This window comes from Nocardioides sp. (assembly GCF_036401255.1).
GTDB lineage: Bacteria > Actinomycetota > Actinomycetes > Propionibacteriales > Nocardioidaceae > Nocardioides.
Genome location: NZ_DASWVI010000232.1, coordinates 1 through 16,152, shown reverse-complemented (window position 1 = coordinate 16,152; position 16,152 = coordinate 1). Strand labels below are relative to the sequence as shown.

The following is a 16,152-nucleotide window of genomic DNA, read 5'->3' as shown; positions in this document are numbered from 1 at the left end:
CGGCCAGGTGGTCGGCCACGCGGTCGCCAGCGTCGTCGGCGACATCGCCGAGCTGCAGCGGATCGCGGTCGCCCCGGCGCACCGCCGCGGCGGCCTGGCCACCGAGCTCCTCGACGCGGTCGTCGAGCGGGCTCGTGCGGGAGCCGCCGACCGGCTGCTGCTCGAGGTGCGCGAGGACAACGCCGGCGCGCTCGCGTTCTACGCCGCCCGCGGGTTCGTCGAGGTCGACCGGCGCCGCCGCTACTACCGCGACGGCGCTACGGCCGTGGTGATGCGCCGCAGCCTCGTCCGAGGCTGCGGCGCATCGGCCCGATCACCTGACGGTCAGGGCAGGTAGTACGTCGGGTTCGGCAGCTTGACCGCCCGCTGGGAGAACCCGCCCTTGAGGTCGCTGAACTGGTCGCCGAAGTTCGCGACGATGTGCAGCCCCAGCTCGTCTTGCACGTACTTGCGCGTCGAGGCCTTGTAGTCGATCGTCGAGCACTTCGTGGCGTCGCCGTCCAGCCCGCAGTCGACGTACGCCGGCGGCGTGTCGCTGCTCGTCCACTTGGTGAAGTAGAACGCCGACTTGAAGTACGGGTTGCCGTCGGCGTCGTGGTAGTAGCGCGCCAGGTTGTCGAGGGTCGCGACCCGCTGGCCGTTGTTGCGGCCGGTCAGTCCGACGATCTTGCAGCCGGCCTTCGCGGCGGCGCGCACCACACCGGGCATCCGCGGCGTGGCCGGGAACCGGCCCTCCTGGACCCAGGTGTTCTGGAGGGTCGGGTCGAAGTTGAACTTCATCGCCCCGTCCTCCATGTCGTAGGTCATCAGCGTGGTGTCGTCGGCGTCGAAGACCACCGCCGGCCGCTGCTTGGCGCGCGCGCCCTTGGTGCAGATGCTGGAGAGCCGGTGGCGCCACTTGGTCGCGATCCGCGTCATCTGCGAGATGTACGGCGAGGCCGTCTTGTTCGCGATGCCGTTGGTGGCGCCGTAGTAGGCGCGGATCTCGGCCTTGACGTTGTCGATGTTCGGGATCTCGTCGCCGGGGGTGGTCAGCCCGCTGGACCCGTCGGCGGCCATGTCGAACTGGGTCGGCAGCACGAGGTCGGCGTCCGTGGCCGGGGCGCCCTCGACGTTCGGGCTGGGCAGGTAGTAGGTCGGGTTCGGCAGCTTGACGCTGTTCATCGCGTGGCCACCCTGGAGGTCGGAGTACTGGTCGCCGATGTTGAGGGCGATCGTGTAGCCGAGGGACTCGATGTGGGCGCGGGTGCCGGACTTGTACTCGACGGTGTTGCACTTGGCCGGGTCGTCGTTGGGGTCGACGCTGGCGTGGCAGTCGAGGTACGCCGGCGGCGTGGCCGGTTTGGTGTAGAAGTTGTCCGCGTCGAACTCGTCGTAGCCGACCTTGGTGAGGTTGTCGAGGGTCGCCTGCTCCTGGGCCTCGCCCCGGCCGGTGATGCCGAAGACGTGGTAGCCGCGGCGCTGGACCTCGTCGACGAAGTCGACCATGCCGGGCGTCGCCGGGAACCTGCCGGGCATCACCCAGTCGTCGTTCTGGACCTTGGGGTCGAAGTTGAAGTGCATCGCCCCGTCCTCCATGTCGTAGGTCCAGAGGGTGGTGTCGTCGGCGTCGAGGACGACGGCGAGGTCGGCCGTGGGCGCGGGGTCGGGGAGCTGGCTGAGGATCGCCTGCTCGATGCCGGTGATCTCGGCGATGTAGGGCGAGCTCGTCTTGTCGGCGATGCCGGCGCTGCTCGCGTTGTAGTACTTGCGGATCGTCGACTTCACCGAGTCGATGTTGGGGATCGCCTCACCGTTCGCGGCCGGCCGTGGCGTGCTGCCGTCCGGGTTGAGCGGGTGCACCACGAAGTGGGTGCGCGGGGTGAGCTTGGCGTCGTCGGTGCGGGCGTCGGCGGCGGCCGCCGTCCCCACCAGCAGGGTGATCGCCGAGGCGGCCGTGACGAGGGCGCGGGCCCGGGACTTTCCCGAGGGTCGCATGCGTGCTCCTAGAGGGGAGTGCGAGGTTGACCGGGTCAACCTACGCCCGGCCGGGGACGCTGGGAACCTGCCCTTATGGGTGGAGTCGGGACCCCTTGACGATCTTGTCGACGGCGTTGCGCGGGGCGTGGACGGCCAGCCCGACCAGGTCGAGGTCGTCGGCCGCGACCGCCCGGACCGCCGCCCGATTGTCCTCGTCGTTGCCGGTGCGGAACAGGTCGGCGGTGAACACGCCCACGGCCAGCTCGCGTCGCAGGGCCCGGGCGTGAGCCGCACGCAGCGCGGCCGCGTCGCCCTCGAAGACGAGCACCGGTTGACCGAGCATCGCGAGGTACGTCGTGCCGTCGGCATCGGCGTACGGCTCCCCGACGAGCTGGGGCCAGGCGGCCGTCACGCCGCTGACGAGGAACGCGGTGGCGTTGAGCCGCTGCCACGGGGCGAGGTCGTCGCGGAGCAGCACCGCGATCTTGGTGTCGAAGGCCATGTCGTGATCGTCGCGGCGTCCGGGGTGGGGCGTCTTGTACGTTCCTTGCATGGCAGGGCAGGCGCCGGGGCCGACGATCCGGGCCTGGCGACCCGCGGTCGCCGGGGTCGCCGAGGTGCTGCACGCGACGTTCCCCGAGCACGCCTACCCAGCCCACACCCACGACACCTGGACGCTGCTGCTCGTCGACTCCGGCACGGTCCGCTACGACCTGGAGCGCCACGAGCACGGCGCACTGGGCGATCGGGTGACGCTCCTGCCGCCGCACGTCCCGCACGACGGCCGGTCCGTGGAGGCGACCGGGTTCCGCAAGCGGGTCGTGTACCTCGAGGAGGAGACGATCGGGGCCGACCTGATCGGCGCCGCGGTGGACCACCCGGGCTGGGTCGACCCGGTGCTGCGCCGACAGGCGCACGAGCTGCACGCGGTGCTCGACCGGCCGGGCGACGGCTTCGAGGGCGAGGTGCGGCTCGCGCTGCTGAGCGACGGCCTGCGCCAACGGCTCGCGGGCGCGACCGAGCCGTCCGGCGTACGCCGCGACCGGCCGCTGGCCCACCGGCTCCGGGCACTGCTCGACGCCGACGTGGTCGAGGGCCTGACGCTGGTGGCCGCCGCGGACTCGTTGGGTGCGCACCCGGCCCACCTGGTGCGGGCCTTCGGCGCGGAGTTCGGCATCCCGCCCCATCGCTACCTCACCGGACGGCGCCTGGACCGGGCGCGCCGGCTGCTGCTGGCCGGGTCCCGCCCGGCGGAGGTCGCGGTCGCGGTCGGCTTCCATGACCAGGCCCACCTGACCCGGCACTTCCGCCGGCTGCTGGGGGTCACGCCGGCGGCGTACGCCCGGTCGGCACAATGACCGGGTGAGCGAACCGGTGAGCAACGACCGCAACGCGCCCCTGGTGCTGGGCATCGAGACCTCGTGCGACGAGACCGGCGTCGGCATCGTCCGCGGGCACACGCTGCTCGCGGACGCGGTGGCCAGCAGCGTCGACGAGCACGCGCGCTTCGGCGGGGTGGTGCCCGAGGTGGCGAGCCGCGCCCACCTCGAGGCGATGGTGCCGACGATCGAGCGGGCGTGCGAGACCGCGGGCATCCGGCTCTTCGACGTCGACGCGATCGCGGTCACGAGCGGGCCGGGGCTCGCGGGCGCGCTGATGGTCGGCGTGGCCGCGGCCAAGGCGCTCGCGGTCGGGCTCGGCAAGCCGATCTACGGCGTCAACCACCTGGCCGCGCACGTCGCGGTCGACCAGCTCGAGCACGGCCCGCTGCCCGAGCCGTGCCTGGCGATGCTCGTCAGCGGCGGCCACTCCAGCCTGCTGCGCGTCGAGGACGTCACCGCCGGCGTCGACCCGATGGGCTCGACGATCGACGACGCGGCGGGGGAGGCCTTCGACAAGGTCGCCCGACTGCTCGGGCTGCCGTTCCCGGGCGGCCCGCACATCGACCGTGCCGCCCGCGAGGGCGACAGCGTGTACGTCGACTTCCCGCGCGGGCTGACCAGCCGCCGGGACCTGGAGCGGCACCGGTTCGACTTCTCCTTCTCCGGTCTCAAGACGGCCGTCGCGCGCTGGGTCGAGGCGCGGGAGCGGTCCGGCGAGCCGGTGCCGGTGGCGGACGTCGCCGCCAGCTTCCAGGAGGCGGTGTGCGACGTGCTCACCCGCAAGGCGATCGACGCCGCGGCCAGCGAGGGCATCGAGGACATCCTCATCGGCGGCGGCGTGGCCGCGAACTCCCGCCTGAGGGCGCTCGCCGAGGAGCGGGCCAGCGCCCGCGGCATCCGGGTGCGGGTGCCCCGCCCCGGCCTGTGCACCGACAACGGCGCCATGGTCGCCGCGCTCGGCGCCGAGATGGTCGCCCGGGGCCGCACCCCGTCCCCGCTCGACCTCCCCGCCGACTCCTCGCTGCCGGTGACCGAGGTCCTCGTCTGAGCGCTCCGGTCAGGGAGTGCCGGCGTGCGTGGGCGGGTCGGTGACGTCGGAGAGCTCGTGGGCCTTCTGGTCCTCGTGGCCCGGCCACCACGCGGTGTGCCCGATCAGCGCGGTCAGCGCCGGGGTGAAGAACATCGACATCACGAACGCGGCCACGAAGATGCCGAAGGACAGCGCGAAGCCCATCGACTGGATCAGCGTGTTGCCGCCGAGCATCAGCGAGGCGAACGTGCCGGCGAGGATGACGCCGGCGGCCGCGATCGTCGGTCCGGCGTGCTTGACCGCCTCCGAGGCCGCCTGGTGCGGGTCGCGGCCCTCCCGGGCCTCCTCGCGCAGCCGGGCGATCATCAAGATGTTGTAGTCGGTGCCGAGGGCGGTGACGAACAGGTAGATGTAGATCGGCAGCATGAAGATCAGGCCCTCGTGCCCGAGCACGTCCTGGAACATCACCACGGTCGCACCGAGGGTCGCGGCGAAGCCGAGGCCGACCGCCGCCATGAGGTACCACGGCGCGACCAGGCTGCGCAGCAGCAGCGCGAGGATCACCATGATGATGAGCGCGGCGACCGGGAACACCACGGAGTAGTCGCGGGCCATCGCCTTCTGCAGGTCGGCGAAGACCGACGGCGTACCGCCCACATAGGCCTCGGTGCCGTCGGGCGCCGAGTCGTGGGCCGCGTCGCGGACCGGTCCCTTGACGTCGTTCAGCGCGGCGTCGGAGGCCGGATCGTGGTCGAGGACGACGCTGAACTGCGCGGCGGTCCCGTCCTCCGAGAGCTCGCCCGGGTAGACCTGTGACACGCCCTGCGCGCCCTCCAGGTCGGTGCGGTAGGTCTCCAGCGCGCCCTGGTCGAGCGGACCGTCGTCGGAGACGAGGACCACGGGGATCGGCTCGCTGGCGCCGGCGGCGAAGTGGTCCTGGAACACCTCCAGGCCCTGCGTGGACTCGACGTCCTTGGGCAGGCTGGAGTTGAAGTCGAACGACGGGTTGAAGCTGAGCGCGAAGGCCGCGAGGGCGACCATGACCGTCCCGGAGGCGAGCGCGAAGCGTCCCGGGTGGCGGCCGAGTGCCGCCCCGACCCGCCCGAACCGGGCGGCCTCGGGCTCGCGGCGCCACTTCTTGCTCGGCCAGAACAGCGCGCGGCCGAGCACGGTGACCACCGCCGGCACGAGCGTCAGCGCGGCGACCAGCGTGACGGCGACCGCGATCGCCAGTGCCGGCCCGATGGCCCGGAACAGGCTCAGCGAGCTGAGCAGCAGCGCCATGAACGCCACGATGACCGCGCCACCGGCCGAGGCGATGGCCTCGCCGGCCCGCTCGAGGGCGTGCACGACCGACGCACGCGTCTCCTCGCCCTGGCGGAGCCGCTCGCGGTAGCGGAACAGGAAGAACAGGATGTAGTCGGTGCCGATGCCGTAGAGGACGACGACCAGGATCGTCTCGATCGAGGAGTCGGCCTTGAGGTCGAAGATCTCGTTGGCCCAGCCGATCAGGCCGGTCGCGACCGAGGAGGCCAGCGTGACCACCAGGATCGGCATCAGGCAGATGATCACGCTGCGGAAGATGATCCCGAGCAGCACGACGATGAGCACGACCGTGGCCAGGAACACGATGGCGAGGGTCTTGTCGCCCTCCTCCTGCGAGTCGAGGCTCTGCGGGACCGACCCGGTCGTGAGGACGTTGAGGTCGGAGCCCTTCATGAGCGGCTCGAGCTCCGTGCGCAGGTCCTTGCCGTCCTCGATGGCCTGGTCGTCGAAGCCCGTGGCGTTGTCGGCGAGGCCGATGACGCCGATCTGCACCAGGCCGTCCTGCGAGACGTTGGGGTTGCCCTCGGGATCGGTGGTGGTGACCTGCTGCACGAAGGTCTTGTCGTTGAGCTTCGGCCCCAACTTGGCGGCGACCTGGTCGATCGACGCCTGGTCGTCGGCGGTGAGCTTGTCGCCGTCCTTGCGCTCGAAGACCAGGATCGCGCCCGGCGTGGTGGCGCCGGGGAACTTGTCGTCCTGGATCTTGGCGGCCTTGATCGACTCGTAGTGATCGGGCAGGAAGTCCGACTCGTCGGACGTCGTCTGCAGGGCAGGCGCGAAGACGATCACGAGGCCGGCGAGCAGCACCCATGCGCCGATGACGTACCAGGGACGACGGGACACGAAGCGACCAAGGGCGGCGAACACGTCTCACGACCCTAGCGAGGTTCGGTCTCGCTCTGCCTCCGACTTAAGTACCCATCGGATCAATCCCACCGTACGTACCCATCGGGTCAATCGGAGAGGACGAACTCCGCGACCCCCTCGGGGTTGCCGCCGGCTTGTTCGGGTACGACGACCTCCGGGTCGTCCCAGCCGAGGCCGACCCGCACCAGCGACCAGGTGCTGTCCGTCCAGTCCGTCCGGGCGACGAGCACGTGCGTCGCGTCCGCCCAGGCGGCGCGGCTGATGACGTCGCCCTGCCCGGACGACGCGAAGCTGCCGACGGGCTGGAGGTCCAGGTCGAGGATCGTGCCCTCGCCGTACATGTTGTTGTCGCCGCGCAGGCTGAGCAGGTGCTTGCCGTCGGGGGAGAACGTCAGCCTCGCTGCCTCGCAGTTGCGCGCCAGCATCGTTGCGGTCTCGGGGTCGTAGAGACCCGCGCAGCCTTCCTGCGAGTCCGGGCCGCCGTCGTACTGCACGGCCCAGAGATCGCCGTCGGGGCTCACGTCGGTGACCCGGAGCGGCTCGCTGGTCGTCAGCTCCTGCTTGCCCTGGGGCCTCACCACCTCCGAGGTGGTGGAGTGGTCGCCCACCAGGACGTGGTCCGCGTCGAGGACGGCGTCGATGCTGCCGGGGGACTCGCCTCCGGGCGAGGGCGGACCGTCCATCGTCACCAGCTCGGCGGCGCCGCTGCGCAGGACCGACGTCCGGTAGTCCTCTCCGACCCACGCGGCCACGGTGTCGTCGGCGCTCATGACGACCACGTTCGCCTGCACCGGGTACTCCGCCCGGATGCTGCCGTTGCCGGCGTACACCCGCACGACGTAGGGCTCCTGCAGCGCGACAACCACCCGGCCGTCGGTCAGCACCCCGAAGTTGGTGACGTTCGCGTTGTCGACGTCGACCGGCACGGTGCTGCCGTCGGGGCGGGTGACCACGCCGTCGTGGAGCACGGACGCGCCCGGCACGGTCGGGATCGCCGGCGCAGGCTCGGGGCCGTCGGAGCGGTTGGTGCCACCGGTCAACACGGTCGGCACCAGGATCGCGGCCGCGACCACCGCCGCCACCGCGCCCGCCACGGCGGTCCGGCGCCGCCGGCGGATGCCGTGCGCCTTGCTGCGCACGGCCTCGAAGGTGAGCGGCGCACCGTGCACGACATCCGCGCGGCGCTCCAGCTCCCGGACGAAGGTCTCCTCGGTCATCGCTCCTCCTCCCGGTGGATCGGGTTCAGGTCGGCGGGCGTTCGCTCGCGCAGCGCGGCCAGCGCCCGGCTGGTCTGGGACTTCACGGTGCCGACCGAGATGCCGAGCACGTCGGCGGTCTCGGCCTCGGACAGCTGCTCGTAGTAGCGCAGCACGACCACCGCCCGGGCCTTGCGCGGCAGCGTCTGGACGACCGCCCAGACCGCCGCGCCGAGCCCCTCGTCGTACGCGTCGTGGACCGGGTTGCCCTCGGGCACCACCTCGGTGGGCGACTCGCGCCGCTTCCAGCCGCGCCGCCACAAGGAGTTGTTCTCGTTGACCATGATCCGGCGGACGTAGGCGTCCACCGAGCCGCGGTCGCGGACCTTGTCCCAGGCGAGGTACAGCTTGGCCAGCGACGTCTGCAGCAGGTCCTCGGCCTGGTGCTGGTCGCCGGTGAGCAGGTAGGCGGTCCGGAGCAGGCGGCCCTGGCGGGCCTCGAGGTACGCCGTGAAGTCGGCGTCCCGCTCCGTCATCGTGGCTCCTCGTTCCTCCGTCAACACACCCCCAAGACGCGTCCGTGCCCGGAAGGGTTGCAATTGTTCGCCGACCGGACCCCCACCGGGGGTCCTTCGGCCCTGTCGGGTGCCCGGCCCCGCCTGCGAGCCTGCGGGTCTGCGACCGCCGCACCCGACGTGAGGAGAGCCTGTGCCCGGTACGACGCCGTCCATCATCCAAGGTGGGATGGGGGTCGGTGTCTCCTCGTGGCAGCTCGCCCGGGCGGTCGCCCGGACCGGGCAGCTCGGGGTGGTGTCGGGGACCGCGCTCGACGCCGTCCTCGCCCGCCGCCTGCAGGACGGAGACCCCGACCACCACGCGCGCCGCGCGCTCGCGGACTTCCCCGACCAGACGATGGTCGCCCGCGCGCTCGATCGCTACTTCCTCCCCGAGGGTCGCGAACCCGGCCGCCCCTACCGCCCCACGCCCAAGCCGGCGCTGAAGCCGAGCCGGCATGCCCAGGAGCTGACCGTGCTCGGCAACTACGTCGAGGTCTGGCTGGCCAAGCAGGGCCACGACGGCAGCGTCGGGATCAACTTCCTCGAGAAGATCCAGCTCGCCACGCCCGCGGCCGCGCTCGGCGCGATGCTCGCCGGGGTGGACGTCGTGCTGATGGGTGCCGGGGTGCCCCGCGAGATCCCGCAGCTGCTGACCGACCTCGCGGCCGGGTCCGTGGCCGGGGTCGGGGTCGACGTCCACGGCGCCGAGGAGCGGTCCCGGATCGAGGTCGACCCGGTCCACCTGCTCGGCGCGCACCTGCCGCCGCTGCGCCGGCCGCGGTTCCTCGCGATCGTCTCGGCGACCGTCCTCGCGGCGTACCTCGCCCGGGACGAGTCGACGCGACCCGACGGCTTCGTGATCGAGGGCCCGGTCGCCGGCGGCCACAACGCGCCGCCGCGCGGCACGCTCGTGCTCGGTGACGACGGCGAGCCCGTGTACGGCGCGCGCGACGCGGTCGACCTCGACAAGGTCGCCGCCCTCGGCCTGCCGTTCTGGCTCGCCGGCGGCCACGGCACGCCGGAGGGACTGGCCGCGGCGCGGTCCGCCGGAGCGGCCGGGGTCCAGGTCGGCACCCTGTTCGCGCTGGCCGCCGAGTCGGGCCTGCGCCCCGAGCTGCTCGACCAGGTCCGCACCGGACTCGGGTCCGACTCGCTGCGGGTGCGCACCGACGTGCGGTCCTCGCCGACCGGCTTCCCGTTCAAGGTCGCCCGGCTCGACGGCACCCTCTCCGAGCCCGAGGTCTACACCGAGCGCGAGCGGCTCTGCGACCTGGGCTACCTGCGTACGCCGTACCTCACGGCGGCCGGCCGGGTCGGGTACCGCTGCCCGGGCGAGCCGGTGGCGGCGTACCAACGCAAGGGCGGCGACGTCGCCGACACCGTGGGACGGATGTGCCTGTGCAACGCGCTGACCGCGGACGTGGGTCTGGGCCAGACCCGTCCGGACGGCTACCAGGAGCCTGGGCTCGTCACGCTCGGCACCGACCTGGACGGTCCCCGACGCCTGCTCGAGCGCCATCCGGACGGCTGGACCGCCGCGGAGGCGGTCGCCTGGATCGAGGGTCGATGAGCGCCAGTTCCACCGCAGACCGGCCCCGACGGGGCATCCTGGGGTTCATGACGCTTCCCGGACCGAGCGCGGCCACCACGACCGAGGCCTGGTTCCGGCGGCGACCGCCGGTGACCTGGGCGGCGGTGGCGCTGCTCTTCGCGGGCATCTTCGCCCTGCGCATCTCCGGAGGGACCGTCGAGGACGCCTACTCGATGCTCTACGTGTTCCCGGTGGCGCTGGTCGCGTTCGCCTTCGGGCTGCGCAAGGGGGCGGCCGCCGGGGTGTTCGCGGTCCTGCTGATCGTCGTGTGGGTGATCGTCCGCGACGTCTCCCTCGACCCGGTGGGTTGGGTCTCGCGCGTGCTGCCGATCCTGCTGCTCGGCATCCTGCTCGGCGAGGCCAGCGACCGGCTGCGCCGCAATGAGGCCGAACGCCGCCGGCTCGAGACCGCCGCGCTGCTGCACCGCGACGCCATCGAGATCAACGACTCGCTGATCCAGGGCATGGCCGCGGCCAAGTGGTCACTGGAGGCCGGGGACGTCGAGACCGGCCTGAACACGCTGAACGCGACGATCAGCCAGGCCCAGGAGTTGGTCTCCGGCCTGATCCGGCAGGCCGGCATGGGCGGACGCACGGAGCGCCCGGCCGACCGGGAGTAGCCGCGGCGCTTCGCCCGTCACCGGGCATGCTGTTGCATGGTCCCCTCACACCCGTCCGGCGAGAGGGAGCAACATGCAGCAGGTGAAGGCCGTGGTCGCCCGGTCCCAGGGGCGGCCCGTCGAGGTGACCACCATCAACGTGCCCGACCCTGGTCCGGGCGAGGCCGTGGTCAAGGTGCAGGCCTGCGGGGTCTGCCACACCGACCTGCACTACCGCGAGGGCGGCATCAACGACGAGTTCCCGTTCCTGCTCGGCCACGAGGCCGCGGGCATCGTCGAGGCGGTCGGCGCGGGAGTGACCGCGGTGGCGCCGGGCGACTTCGTGATCCTCAACTGGCGCGCCGTGTGCGGCGAGTGCCGGGCCTGCCGCCGCGGTGAGCCGTGGTACTGCTTCGCGACCCACAACGCCACCCAGAAGATGACGCTCGCCGAGGGACCCGACGCCGGCACCGAGCTCACACCGGCCCTCGGGATCGGCGCGTTCGCCGAGAAGACCCTGGTCGCCGCCGGCCAGTGCACCAAGGTGGACCCGTCCGCGCGTCCCGCGGCCGTCGGGCTGCTCGGCTGCGGGGTGATGGCCGGACTCGGTGCGGCGATCAACACCGGCGGCGTGACCCGCGGGCGTTCCGTCGCGGTGATCGGGTGCGGCGGCGTCGGCGTCGCCGCGGTCGCCGGCTCCGCGCTGGCCGGCGCGTCGCCGATCATCGCCGTCGACATCGACGCGAAGAAGCTCGACGCCGCCCGGCGGATGGGGGCGACCCACGTGGTCGACTCCAGCGGCACCGACCCGGTCGCCGCGATCCAGGAGCTGACCGGCGGCTTCGGCGCGGACGTGGTCATCGAGGCCGTGGGGCGGCCGGAGACCTGGAAGCAGGCGTTCTACGCCCGCGACCTGGCCGGCACCGTGGTGCTCGTCGGCGTACCCACTCCGGAGATGACGGTCCCCGACCTGCCCCTGATCGACCTGTTCGGCCGGGGTGGGTCGCTGAAGTCCAGCTGGTACGGCGACTGCCTGCCCAGCCGGGACTTCCCGATGCTCGTCGACCTCTACCAGCAGGGCCGGCTCGACCTCGACGCGTTCGTCTCCGAGGAGATCGGCATCGACGACGTCGAGGCGGCGTTCGGGCGCATGCACGAGGGCGGCGTCCTGCGCTCGGTGGTGGTCTTCTGATGGCCGCCCGGGTGGACCACGGGGTGTCGTCGGGGACGTTCAGCCTCGACGGCGAGACGTTCGAGGTCGAGAACAACATCTGGGTGGTCGGCGACGACGCCGAGTGCATCGTGATCGACGCGCCCCACGACGTCGCCGACATCCTCGCGGTCGTGGGGGACCGCAAGGTCAAGGCGATCGTCTGCACCCATGCCCACGACGACCACGTCCGCGTCGCGCCCGCGCTGCGCGAGGAGGTCGTCGCGCCGATCATGCTGCACCCGGCGGACCGGCAGCTGTGGGAGCTCACCCACACCCGGTACCTGTGGGACCTCGACCTCGAGGACGGGTTCGAGATCGAGGTCGCGGGCACCCGCCTGCGGGTGCTGCACACGCCCGGGCACGCGCCCGGCGCGGTGTGCCTGTACGCCGAGGACCTGGGCTGCGTGTTCACCGGTGACACGCTCTTCCAGGGCGGCCCGGGCGCCACCGGGCGGTCGTTCTCCGACGCGGATCTGATCGTGGAGTCGATCCGCGCGAGGCTGTTCGCGCTGCCCGACGACACCGTGGTGCACACCGGGCACGGCCCGGACTCGACCATCGGTGCGGAGCGGACGGGACTCGGGACCTGATCGGGGCCGGGACAGGTCCCGGTCCCGAGGACGCCGAAGGTCCCACTAAATGGGGACCGTAGGGCCCCCTATCGCGAGGACTCCGGCCCTGATTGGTTCAGGGTTCAAGTTCATACGGTGAAGCCACCAAAGCAGATGTGGCGGAGACACCGCCCCGAACTAGGAGTCACCACGATGCGATCTGCATTCGACAAGCTCATCTCGTGGACGGGCCTGGCTCTCGCCGCCGTCCTTCTCGTTGCAGGTGGCCTGCTCACCTGGGCGAACACCTTCATCGGCGACCAGGTCCACGACCAGTTCGCGATGCAGGACATCGTCATGCCGGAGGGCGACGCCCTCGCCAGCCTCCCCAAGGCCGACGCGGACGTGCTCAAGCAGTACGCCGGCAGCCCGCTCGACAGCGGCCCCGAGGCCAAGGCCTTCGCCGACCACTACATCCTGGCCCACATGAACGCCTCCTCCGAGGAGCTCGCGGGCGAGGTCCTGTCCTACTCCCAGGCCAGCGCCAAGGCCCGTGCGCTGGGCGCCGCGCTCGCCGAGAACCCCAACCCCACCCAGGCTGAGCAGGACGAGGCGGCCGCATGGGCCGGCCTGAAGGCCACCCTGCTCGACGGCAACACCCTGCGCGGCCTGCTCCTCTACGGCTACGCGTTCGCCACCATCGGCACCATCGCCGGCATCGCCGCGGTCGTCGCCTTCATCGGCGCCGGTGTCCTGCTGGTCCTCGCCGGCCTCGGCATCTGGCACGCCCGCCGGGTCGAGAAGACCGCCCCGCTGGGTGCCCGGGCCGCCACGGTCTGAACCCGGACGGTCTGAGCGTCACCGATACTCATCTCCCGGGAGCCCCCTTCGGCTCCCGGGAGATGGTGCATTTCGGGAGGCTTCCGGTGGTCGCGGGGCTGTCGGGCTGTTCGGTGGTCGAGTAGCCGTCGCGAGGGACGAGCGGCGGCGTATCGAGACCGTTTCGGGTGGGGGTCTCGATACGCTCGCTGGCGCTCGCTACTCGACCAACGAGTCGGGGTTCGGTGGTCGAGTGGCCGTCGTGGGGGACGAGTGACGGCGTATCGAGACCCGCTGCGCGACTGAGGTCTCGATACGCCCGTCGCGACCTCCTCCGTCGGTCGCGGGGCTACTCGACCTGGCTGCTGTCTCCCGGCCTTCGCAAGCTCAGGCCGGGGCAGCTCAGAACGGCCGGACCAGCAGCGCGGTGCCGTGGCCGGCGACGCGGGTGAGCACGATCGTTGCCTCCTCGTCGCCGCTGAGGTCCAGCTGTCGACGCAGCTGCTCAGGCACGACGTCCACGCCGCGCTTCTTGATCGTGAGCCGGCCGATGCGTCGTTCGCGGAGCGCGGCGCGCAGGGCCTTCTCGCGGTAGGGCAGCTCCTCGAGCACCTCGTACCCACGGGCGAACGGCGTCCGGTACGACGCGTCCGAGGCGACGTACGCGATGTGCTCGTCGACCAGGCGGCCCTCGACGCCCGCGGCGACCGCGGTCACCAGGCCGGCCCGGATGACCGCGCCGTCCGGCTCGTAGAGGAACCGGCCGACCGGCCCGACGCCGGCGCCCGGGTCGTCCTCGTCGGTGAGCGTCGTCAGGCCGCCGTCGCCGATGACGGTCGCGCGCCGTGCCGTGGTCGCGAGCCGCCCCGACCAGAGGGCGGCCTCCTTGACGTCCCCGTGGTCGCTGACCCACTCCGCCTCGACGCCCGCGGGCACGAGCTCGTGCGGGATGCCGGGGGCGACCTTGACACACGCGTCGCGGGCCAGCAGCCGCTCGACGAACGGCCACGGCGGCGTCCAGCCGTCCACGTCGAAGGTGCGGCCGCGCGCGGTACGCCGGGCCGGGTCGGCGAACGCCACGTCGAACGGCGTGGTGTCGAGGGCGGTCGCGTCGGCCACCATCACCGCTCCGGCCAGGCCGAGCGCGTCGAGGTTCGCCCGGGCGACCGCCACCCGCACGGGGTCGAGGTCGACGCCCGCCGCGGTCAGGCCGGCCCGGGACGCGGCGAGCAGGTCGCCGCCGATCCCACACCCGAGGTCGACGAGGGTCCGGGCGGACGCGGCGACCAGCCGGGCCGCTCGGTGCTCGGCCACCCGGTGCCGGGTGGCCTGCTCGAGCCCCTCCGGCGTGAAGTACATCCGATCCGCCAGCTCGCCGAACTTCTCGCGGCCGCGGACCCGCAGCGTGGCCTGGGTGAGCGCGGCCGCGACGTGCGCCGGGTCGGCGGTACGACGCAGCCGGGTCTGGGTCGCCAGCGGGTCCTCGTGCGCCGCGACGGCCTCCGCGGCCGCGTCGAGGAGGCGCTGGCCGTCGCCGGTCAGCAGCCAGCCGAACGCGTCGAGATCCACCCCCGGATCCTGTCACCTCGGGCGCGCTGGCACTCAGTTGGCGAGAGTGCTAGTTTCTGAGTTGGCACTCTCGATGCGAGTGTGCCAGCGCTTGTCATCCGGTGCGACCCCCGCGACGGCGTACCGGTCGGCAGGCACCAGACGTGCATCACCCACCAAACTCGAAGCACCAGAAAGTGGAGGTTGATCAGGAGTGTCGGTCAACATCAAGCCCCTCGAGGACCGGATCGTCGTCAAGCCGCTCGACGCCGAGCAGACCACGGCCTCGGGCCTGGTCATCCCGGACACCGCCAAGGAGAAGCCCCAGGAGGGCGAGGTCCTCGCCATCGGCCCGGGCCGCATCGACGACAACGGCAACCGCGTCCCGCTCGACGTCAGCGTCGGCGACAAGGTCATCTACAGCAAGTACGGCGGCACCGAGGTCAAGTACGCCGGCGAGGAGTACCTCATCCTCTCCGCGCGCGACGTCCTCGCCGTCGTTTCCTGACGCACCTGGCATCCCGGCTGGCAGCGTTGCCGCCGCTCGACGACCGCTCCGCTCTTCAGGTCGCCTTCGCGGCGGCGCCTTGCCAGCCGGGCGCCAGGCACGTCAGGCCTTTTTCTTTCTAGAGGAGACACATGCCCAAGATCCTGGAGTTCGACGAGTCCGGCCGACGCTCGCTCGAGCGTGGTGTCGACGCGCTCGCCAACGCCGTCAAGGTCACGCTCGGTCCCAAGGGCCGCTACGTGGTCCTCGACAAGAAGTGGGGCGCCCCGACCATCACCAACGACGGCGTGACCGTCGCGCGTGAGATCGAGCTCGACGACCCGTTCGAGAACCTCGGCGCCCAGCTGTGCAAGGAGGTGGCGACCAAGACCAACGACATCGCGGGCGACGGCACCACCACCGCCACCGTGCTCGCCCAGGCGATGGTCCACGAGGGCCTGCGCGCGGTCACCGCCGGCGCCAACCCGATGGGCCTCAAGCGCGGCATGGACGCCGCCGCCGAGGCCGTCGGCGACGCCCTCAAGGAGGCCGCCCGCGAGGTCGAGTCGCGCGAGGACATGGCGTCGGTCGCCACGATCTCCAGCCGCGACAGCCTGATCGGCGACCTGCTCGCCGAGGCCTTCGACAAGGTCGGCAAGGACGGCGTGATCACGGTCGAGGAGTCCAACACCATGGGCACCGAGCTCGAGTTCACCGAGGGCATGCAGTTCGACAAGGGCTACATCAGCCAGTACTTCGTGACCGACCCGGAGCGCATGGAGGCCGTCCTCGACGACCCCTACATCCTCCTGCACCAGGGCAAGATCTCGGCGGTGGCCGAGCTGCTGCCGCTGCTGGAGAAGGTCATCCAGTCCGGCAAGCCGCTGTTCATCCTCGCCGAGGACGTCGAGGGCGAGGCGCTCTCGACCCTGGTCGTGAACAAGATCCGCGGCACCTTCAACGCCGTCGCGGTCAAGAGCCCGGCGTTCGGTGACCGCCGCAAGGCGATGATGCAGGACATCGCGAC

The 16,152-nt window shown here is 71.9% G+C and carries 16 protein-coding genes; 10 read left to right on the top strand and 6 right to left on the bottom strand.

Annotated features, from left to right (window positions below):
- The coding region (locus VGD85_RS10735) for a GNAT family N-acetyltransferase (RefSeq protein WP_331063430.1) at positions 1-337 on the top strand (337 nt) is incomplete at its 5' end.
- Here VGD85_RS10735 and VGD85_RS10730 read toward each other — a convergent pair.
- Together VGD85_RS10730 and VGD85_RS10725 are read right to left on the bottom strand one after the other, a co-directional pair.
- A complete protein-coding gene (locus VGD85_RS10730) occupies positions 325-1,977 on the bottom strand; it encodes an HAD family acid phosphatase (RefSeq protein ID WP_331063429.1) in 1,653 nt (550 codons plus the stop codon). The genes VGD85_RS10735 and VGD85_RS10730 overlap by 13 nt on opposite strands.
- Before the next feature lie 73 nt (positions 1,978-2,050).
- Positions 2,051-2,461 carry a DUF2000 domain-containing protein gene (locus tag VGD85_RS10725; protein ID WP_331063428.1) on the bottom strand — a complete coding sequence of 137 codons (411 nt, stop codon included), beginning with the start codon at positions 2,459-2,461 and terminating at the stop codon, positions 2,051-2,053.
- Between the two features lie 49 nt (positions 2,462-2,510).
- On the opposite strand from VGD85_RS10725, the gene VGD85_RS10720 reads away from it, so the two are divergent.
- Together VGD85_RS10720 and tsaD are read left to right on the top strand one after the other, a co-directional pair.
- Positions 2,511-3,317: an AraC family transcriptional regulator gene (locus VGD85_RS10720; protein WP_331063427.1), complete on the top strand. Its 807-nt coding sequence runs from the start codon at positions 2,511-2,513 to the stop codon at positions 3,315-3,317.
- 4 nt (positions 3,318-3,321) lie between these two features.
- Positions 3,322-4,389, top strand: coding sequence for a tRNA (adenosine(37)-N6)-threonylcarbamoyltransferase complex transferase subunit TsaD (gene tsaD / locus VGD85_RS10715; protein WP_331063426.1), 1,068 nt, complete (start codon positions 3,322-3,324; stop codon positions 4,387-4,389).
- A gap of 9 nt (positions 4,390-4,398) precedes the next feature.
- Here tsaD and VGD85_RS10710 read toward each other — a convergent pair whose 3' ends face one another.
- The 3 genes from VGD85_RS10710 to VGD85_RS10700 all read right to left on the bottom strand — a co-directional run bounded on the left by VGD85_RS10710 (position 4,399) and on the right by VGD85_RS10700 (position 8,296).
- Entirely contained in the window at positions 4,399-6,540 is a 2,142-nt protein-coding gene (locus tag VGD85_RS10710) for an MMPL family transporter (protein ID WP_331063425.1), read from the bottom strand.
- Positions 6,541-6,650: 110 nt separating this feature from the next.
- Positions 6,651-7,781: a hypothetical protein gene (locus VGD85_RS10705; RefSeq protein ID WP_331063424.1), complete on the bottom strand. Its 1,131-nt coding sequence runs from the start codon at positions 7,779-7,781 to the stop codon at positions 6,651-6,653.
- On the bottom strand, positions 7,778-8,296 hold the full coding sequence (locus VGD85_RS10700; protein WP_331063423.1) for a SigE family RNA polymerase sigma factor: 519 nt from the start codon (positions 8,294-8,296) through the stop codon (positions 7,778-7,780). Before VGD85_RS10700 ends, VGD85_RS10705 begins: the two co-directional genes overlap by 4 nt.
- Positions 8,297-8,468: 172 nt before the next feature.
- Here VGD85_RS10700 and VGD85_RS10695 point away from each other — a divergent pair, with 172 nt between their 5' ends.
- The 5 genes from VGD85_RS10695 (at position 8,469) to VGD85_RS10675 (ending at position 13,111) form a co-directional block, all read left to right on the top strand.
- Positions 8,469-9,887 carry a nitronate monooxygenase gene (locus VGD85_RS10695; RefSeq protein ID WP_331063422.1) on the top strand — a complete coding sequence of 473 codons (1,419 nt, stop codon included), beginning with the start codon at positions 8,469-8,471 and terminating at the stop codon, positions 9,885-9,887.
- Between the two features lie 47 nt (positions 9,888-9,934).
- The gene (locus tag VGD85_RS10690) at positions 9,935-10,528 is read left to right on the top strand and encodes a hypothetical protein (protein ID WP_331063421.1); all 594 of its coding nucleotides are present in this window, start codon (positions 9,935-9,937) and stop codon (positions 10,526-10,528) included.
- A gap of 73 nt (positions 10,529-10,601) precedes the next feature.
- Positions 10,602-11,699, top strand: coding sequence for an S-(hydroxymethyl)mycothiol dehydrogenase (locus tag VGD85_RS10685; protein ID WP_331063420.1), 1,098 nt, complete (start codon positions 10,602-10,604; stop codon positions 11,697-11,699).
- Positions 11,699-12,310, top strand: coding sequence for an MBL fold metallo-hydrolase (locus VGD85_RS10680; protein ID WP_331063419.1), 612 nt, complete (start codon positions 11,699-11,701; stop codon positions 12,308-12,310). The genes VGD85_RS10685 and VGD85_RS10680 overlap by 1 nt, the downstream gene beginning before the upstream one ends.
- 174 nt (positions 12,311-12,484) lie before the next feature.
- Entirely contained in the window at positions 12,485-13,111 is a 627-nt protein-coding gene (locus VGD85_RS10675) for a hypothetical protein (RefSeq protein WP_331063418.1), read from the top strand.
- A gap of 381 nt (positions 13,112-13,492) precedes the next feature.
- On the opposite strand, the gene VGD85_RS10670 is transcribed toward VGD85_RS10675, so the two are convergent.
- Positions 13,493-14,659, bottom strand: a complete 1,167-nt coding sequence (locus VGD85_RS10670) for a class I SAM-dependent methyltransferase (RefSeq protein ID WP_331063417.1) — start codon at positions 14,657-14,659, stop codon at positions 13,493-13,495.
- A gap of 193 nt (positions 14,660-14,852) precedes the next feature.
- On the opposite strand from VGD85_RS10670, the gene groES reads away from it, so the two are divergent.
- Positions 14,853-15,146, top strand: coding sequence for a co-chaperone GroES (gene groES, locus VGD85_RS10665; RefSeq protein ID WP_183592203.1), 294 nt, complete (start codon positions 14,853-14,855; stop codon positions 15,144-15,146).
- 131 nt (positions 15,147-15,277) lie between these two features.
- Positions 15,278-16,152 (top strand): chaperonin GroEL (groEL, locus tag VGD85_RS10660; protein ID WP_331063416.1); only part of this gene is annotated, 875 nt, incomplete at its 3' end.

Coding starts and splice junctions, on each gene's coding strand:
- VGD85_RS10730 (WP_331063429.1), bottom strand. CDS start 1,977: ATGCGACCCTCGGGAAAGTCCCGGGCCCGCGCCCTCGTCACGGCCGCC.
- VGD85_RS10725 (WP_331063428.1), bottom strand. CDS start 2,461: ATGGCCTTCGACACCAAGATCGCGGTGCTGCTCCGCGACGACCTCGCC.
- VGD85_RS10720 (WP_331063427.1), top strand. CDS start 2,511: ATGGCAGGGCAGGCGCCGGGGCCGACGATCCGGGCCTGGCGACCCGCG.
- VGD85_RS10705 (WP_331063424.1), bottom strand. CDS start 7,781: ATGACCGAGGAGACCTTCGTCCGGGAGCTGGAGCGCCGCGCGGATGTC.
- VGD85_RS10700 (WP_331063423.1), bottom strand. CDS start 8,296: ATGACGGAGCGGGACGCCGACTTCACGGCGTACCTCGAGGCCCGCCAG.
- VGD85_RS10690 (WP_331063421.1), top strand. CDS start 9,935: ATGACGCTTCCCGGACCGAGCGCGGCCACCACGACCGAGGCCTGGTTC.
- VGD85_RS10685 (WP_331063420.1), top strand. CDS start 10,602: ATGCAGCAGGTGAAGGCCGTGGTCGCCCGGTCCCAGGGGCGGCCCGTC.
- VGD85_RS10680 (WP_331063419.1), top strand. CDS start 11,699: ATGGCCGCCCGGGTGGACCACGGGGTGTCGTCGGGGACGTTCAGCCTC.
- VGD85_RS10675 (WP_331063418.1), top strand. CDS start 12,485: ATGCGATCTGCATTCGACAAGCTCATCTCGTGGACGGGCCTGGCTCTC.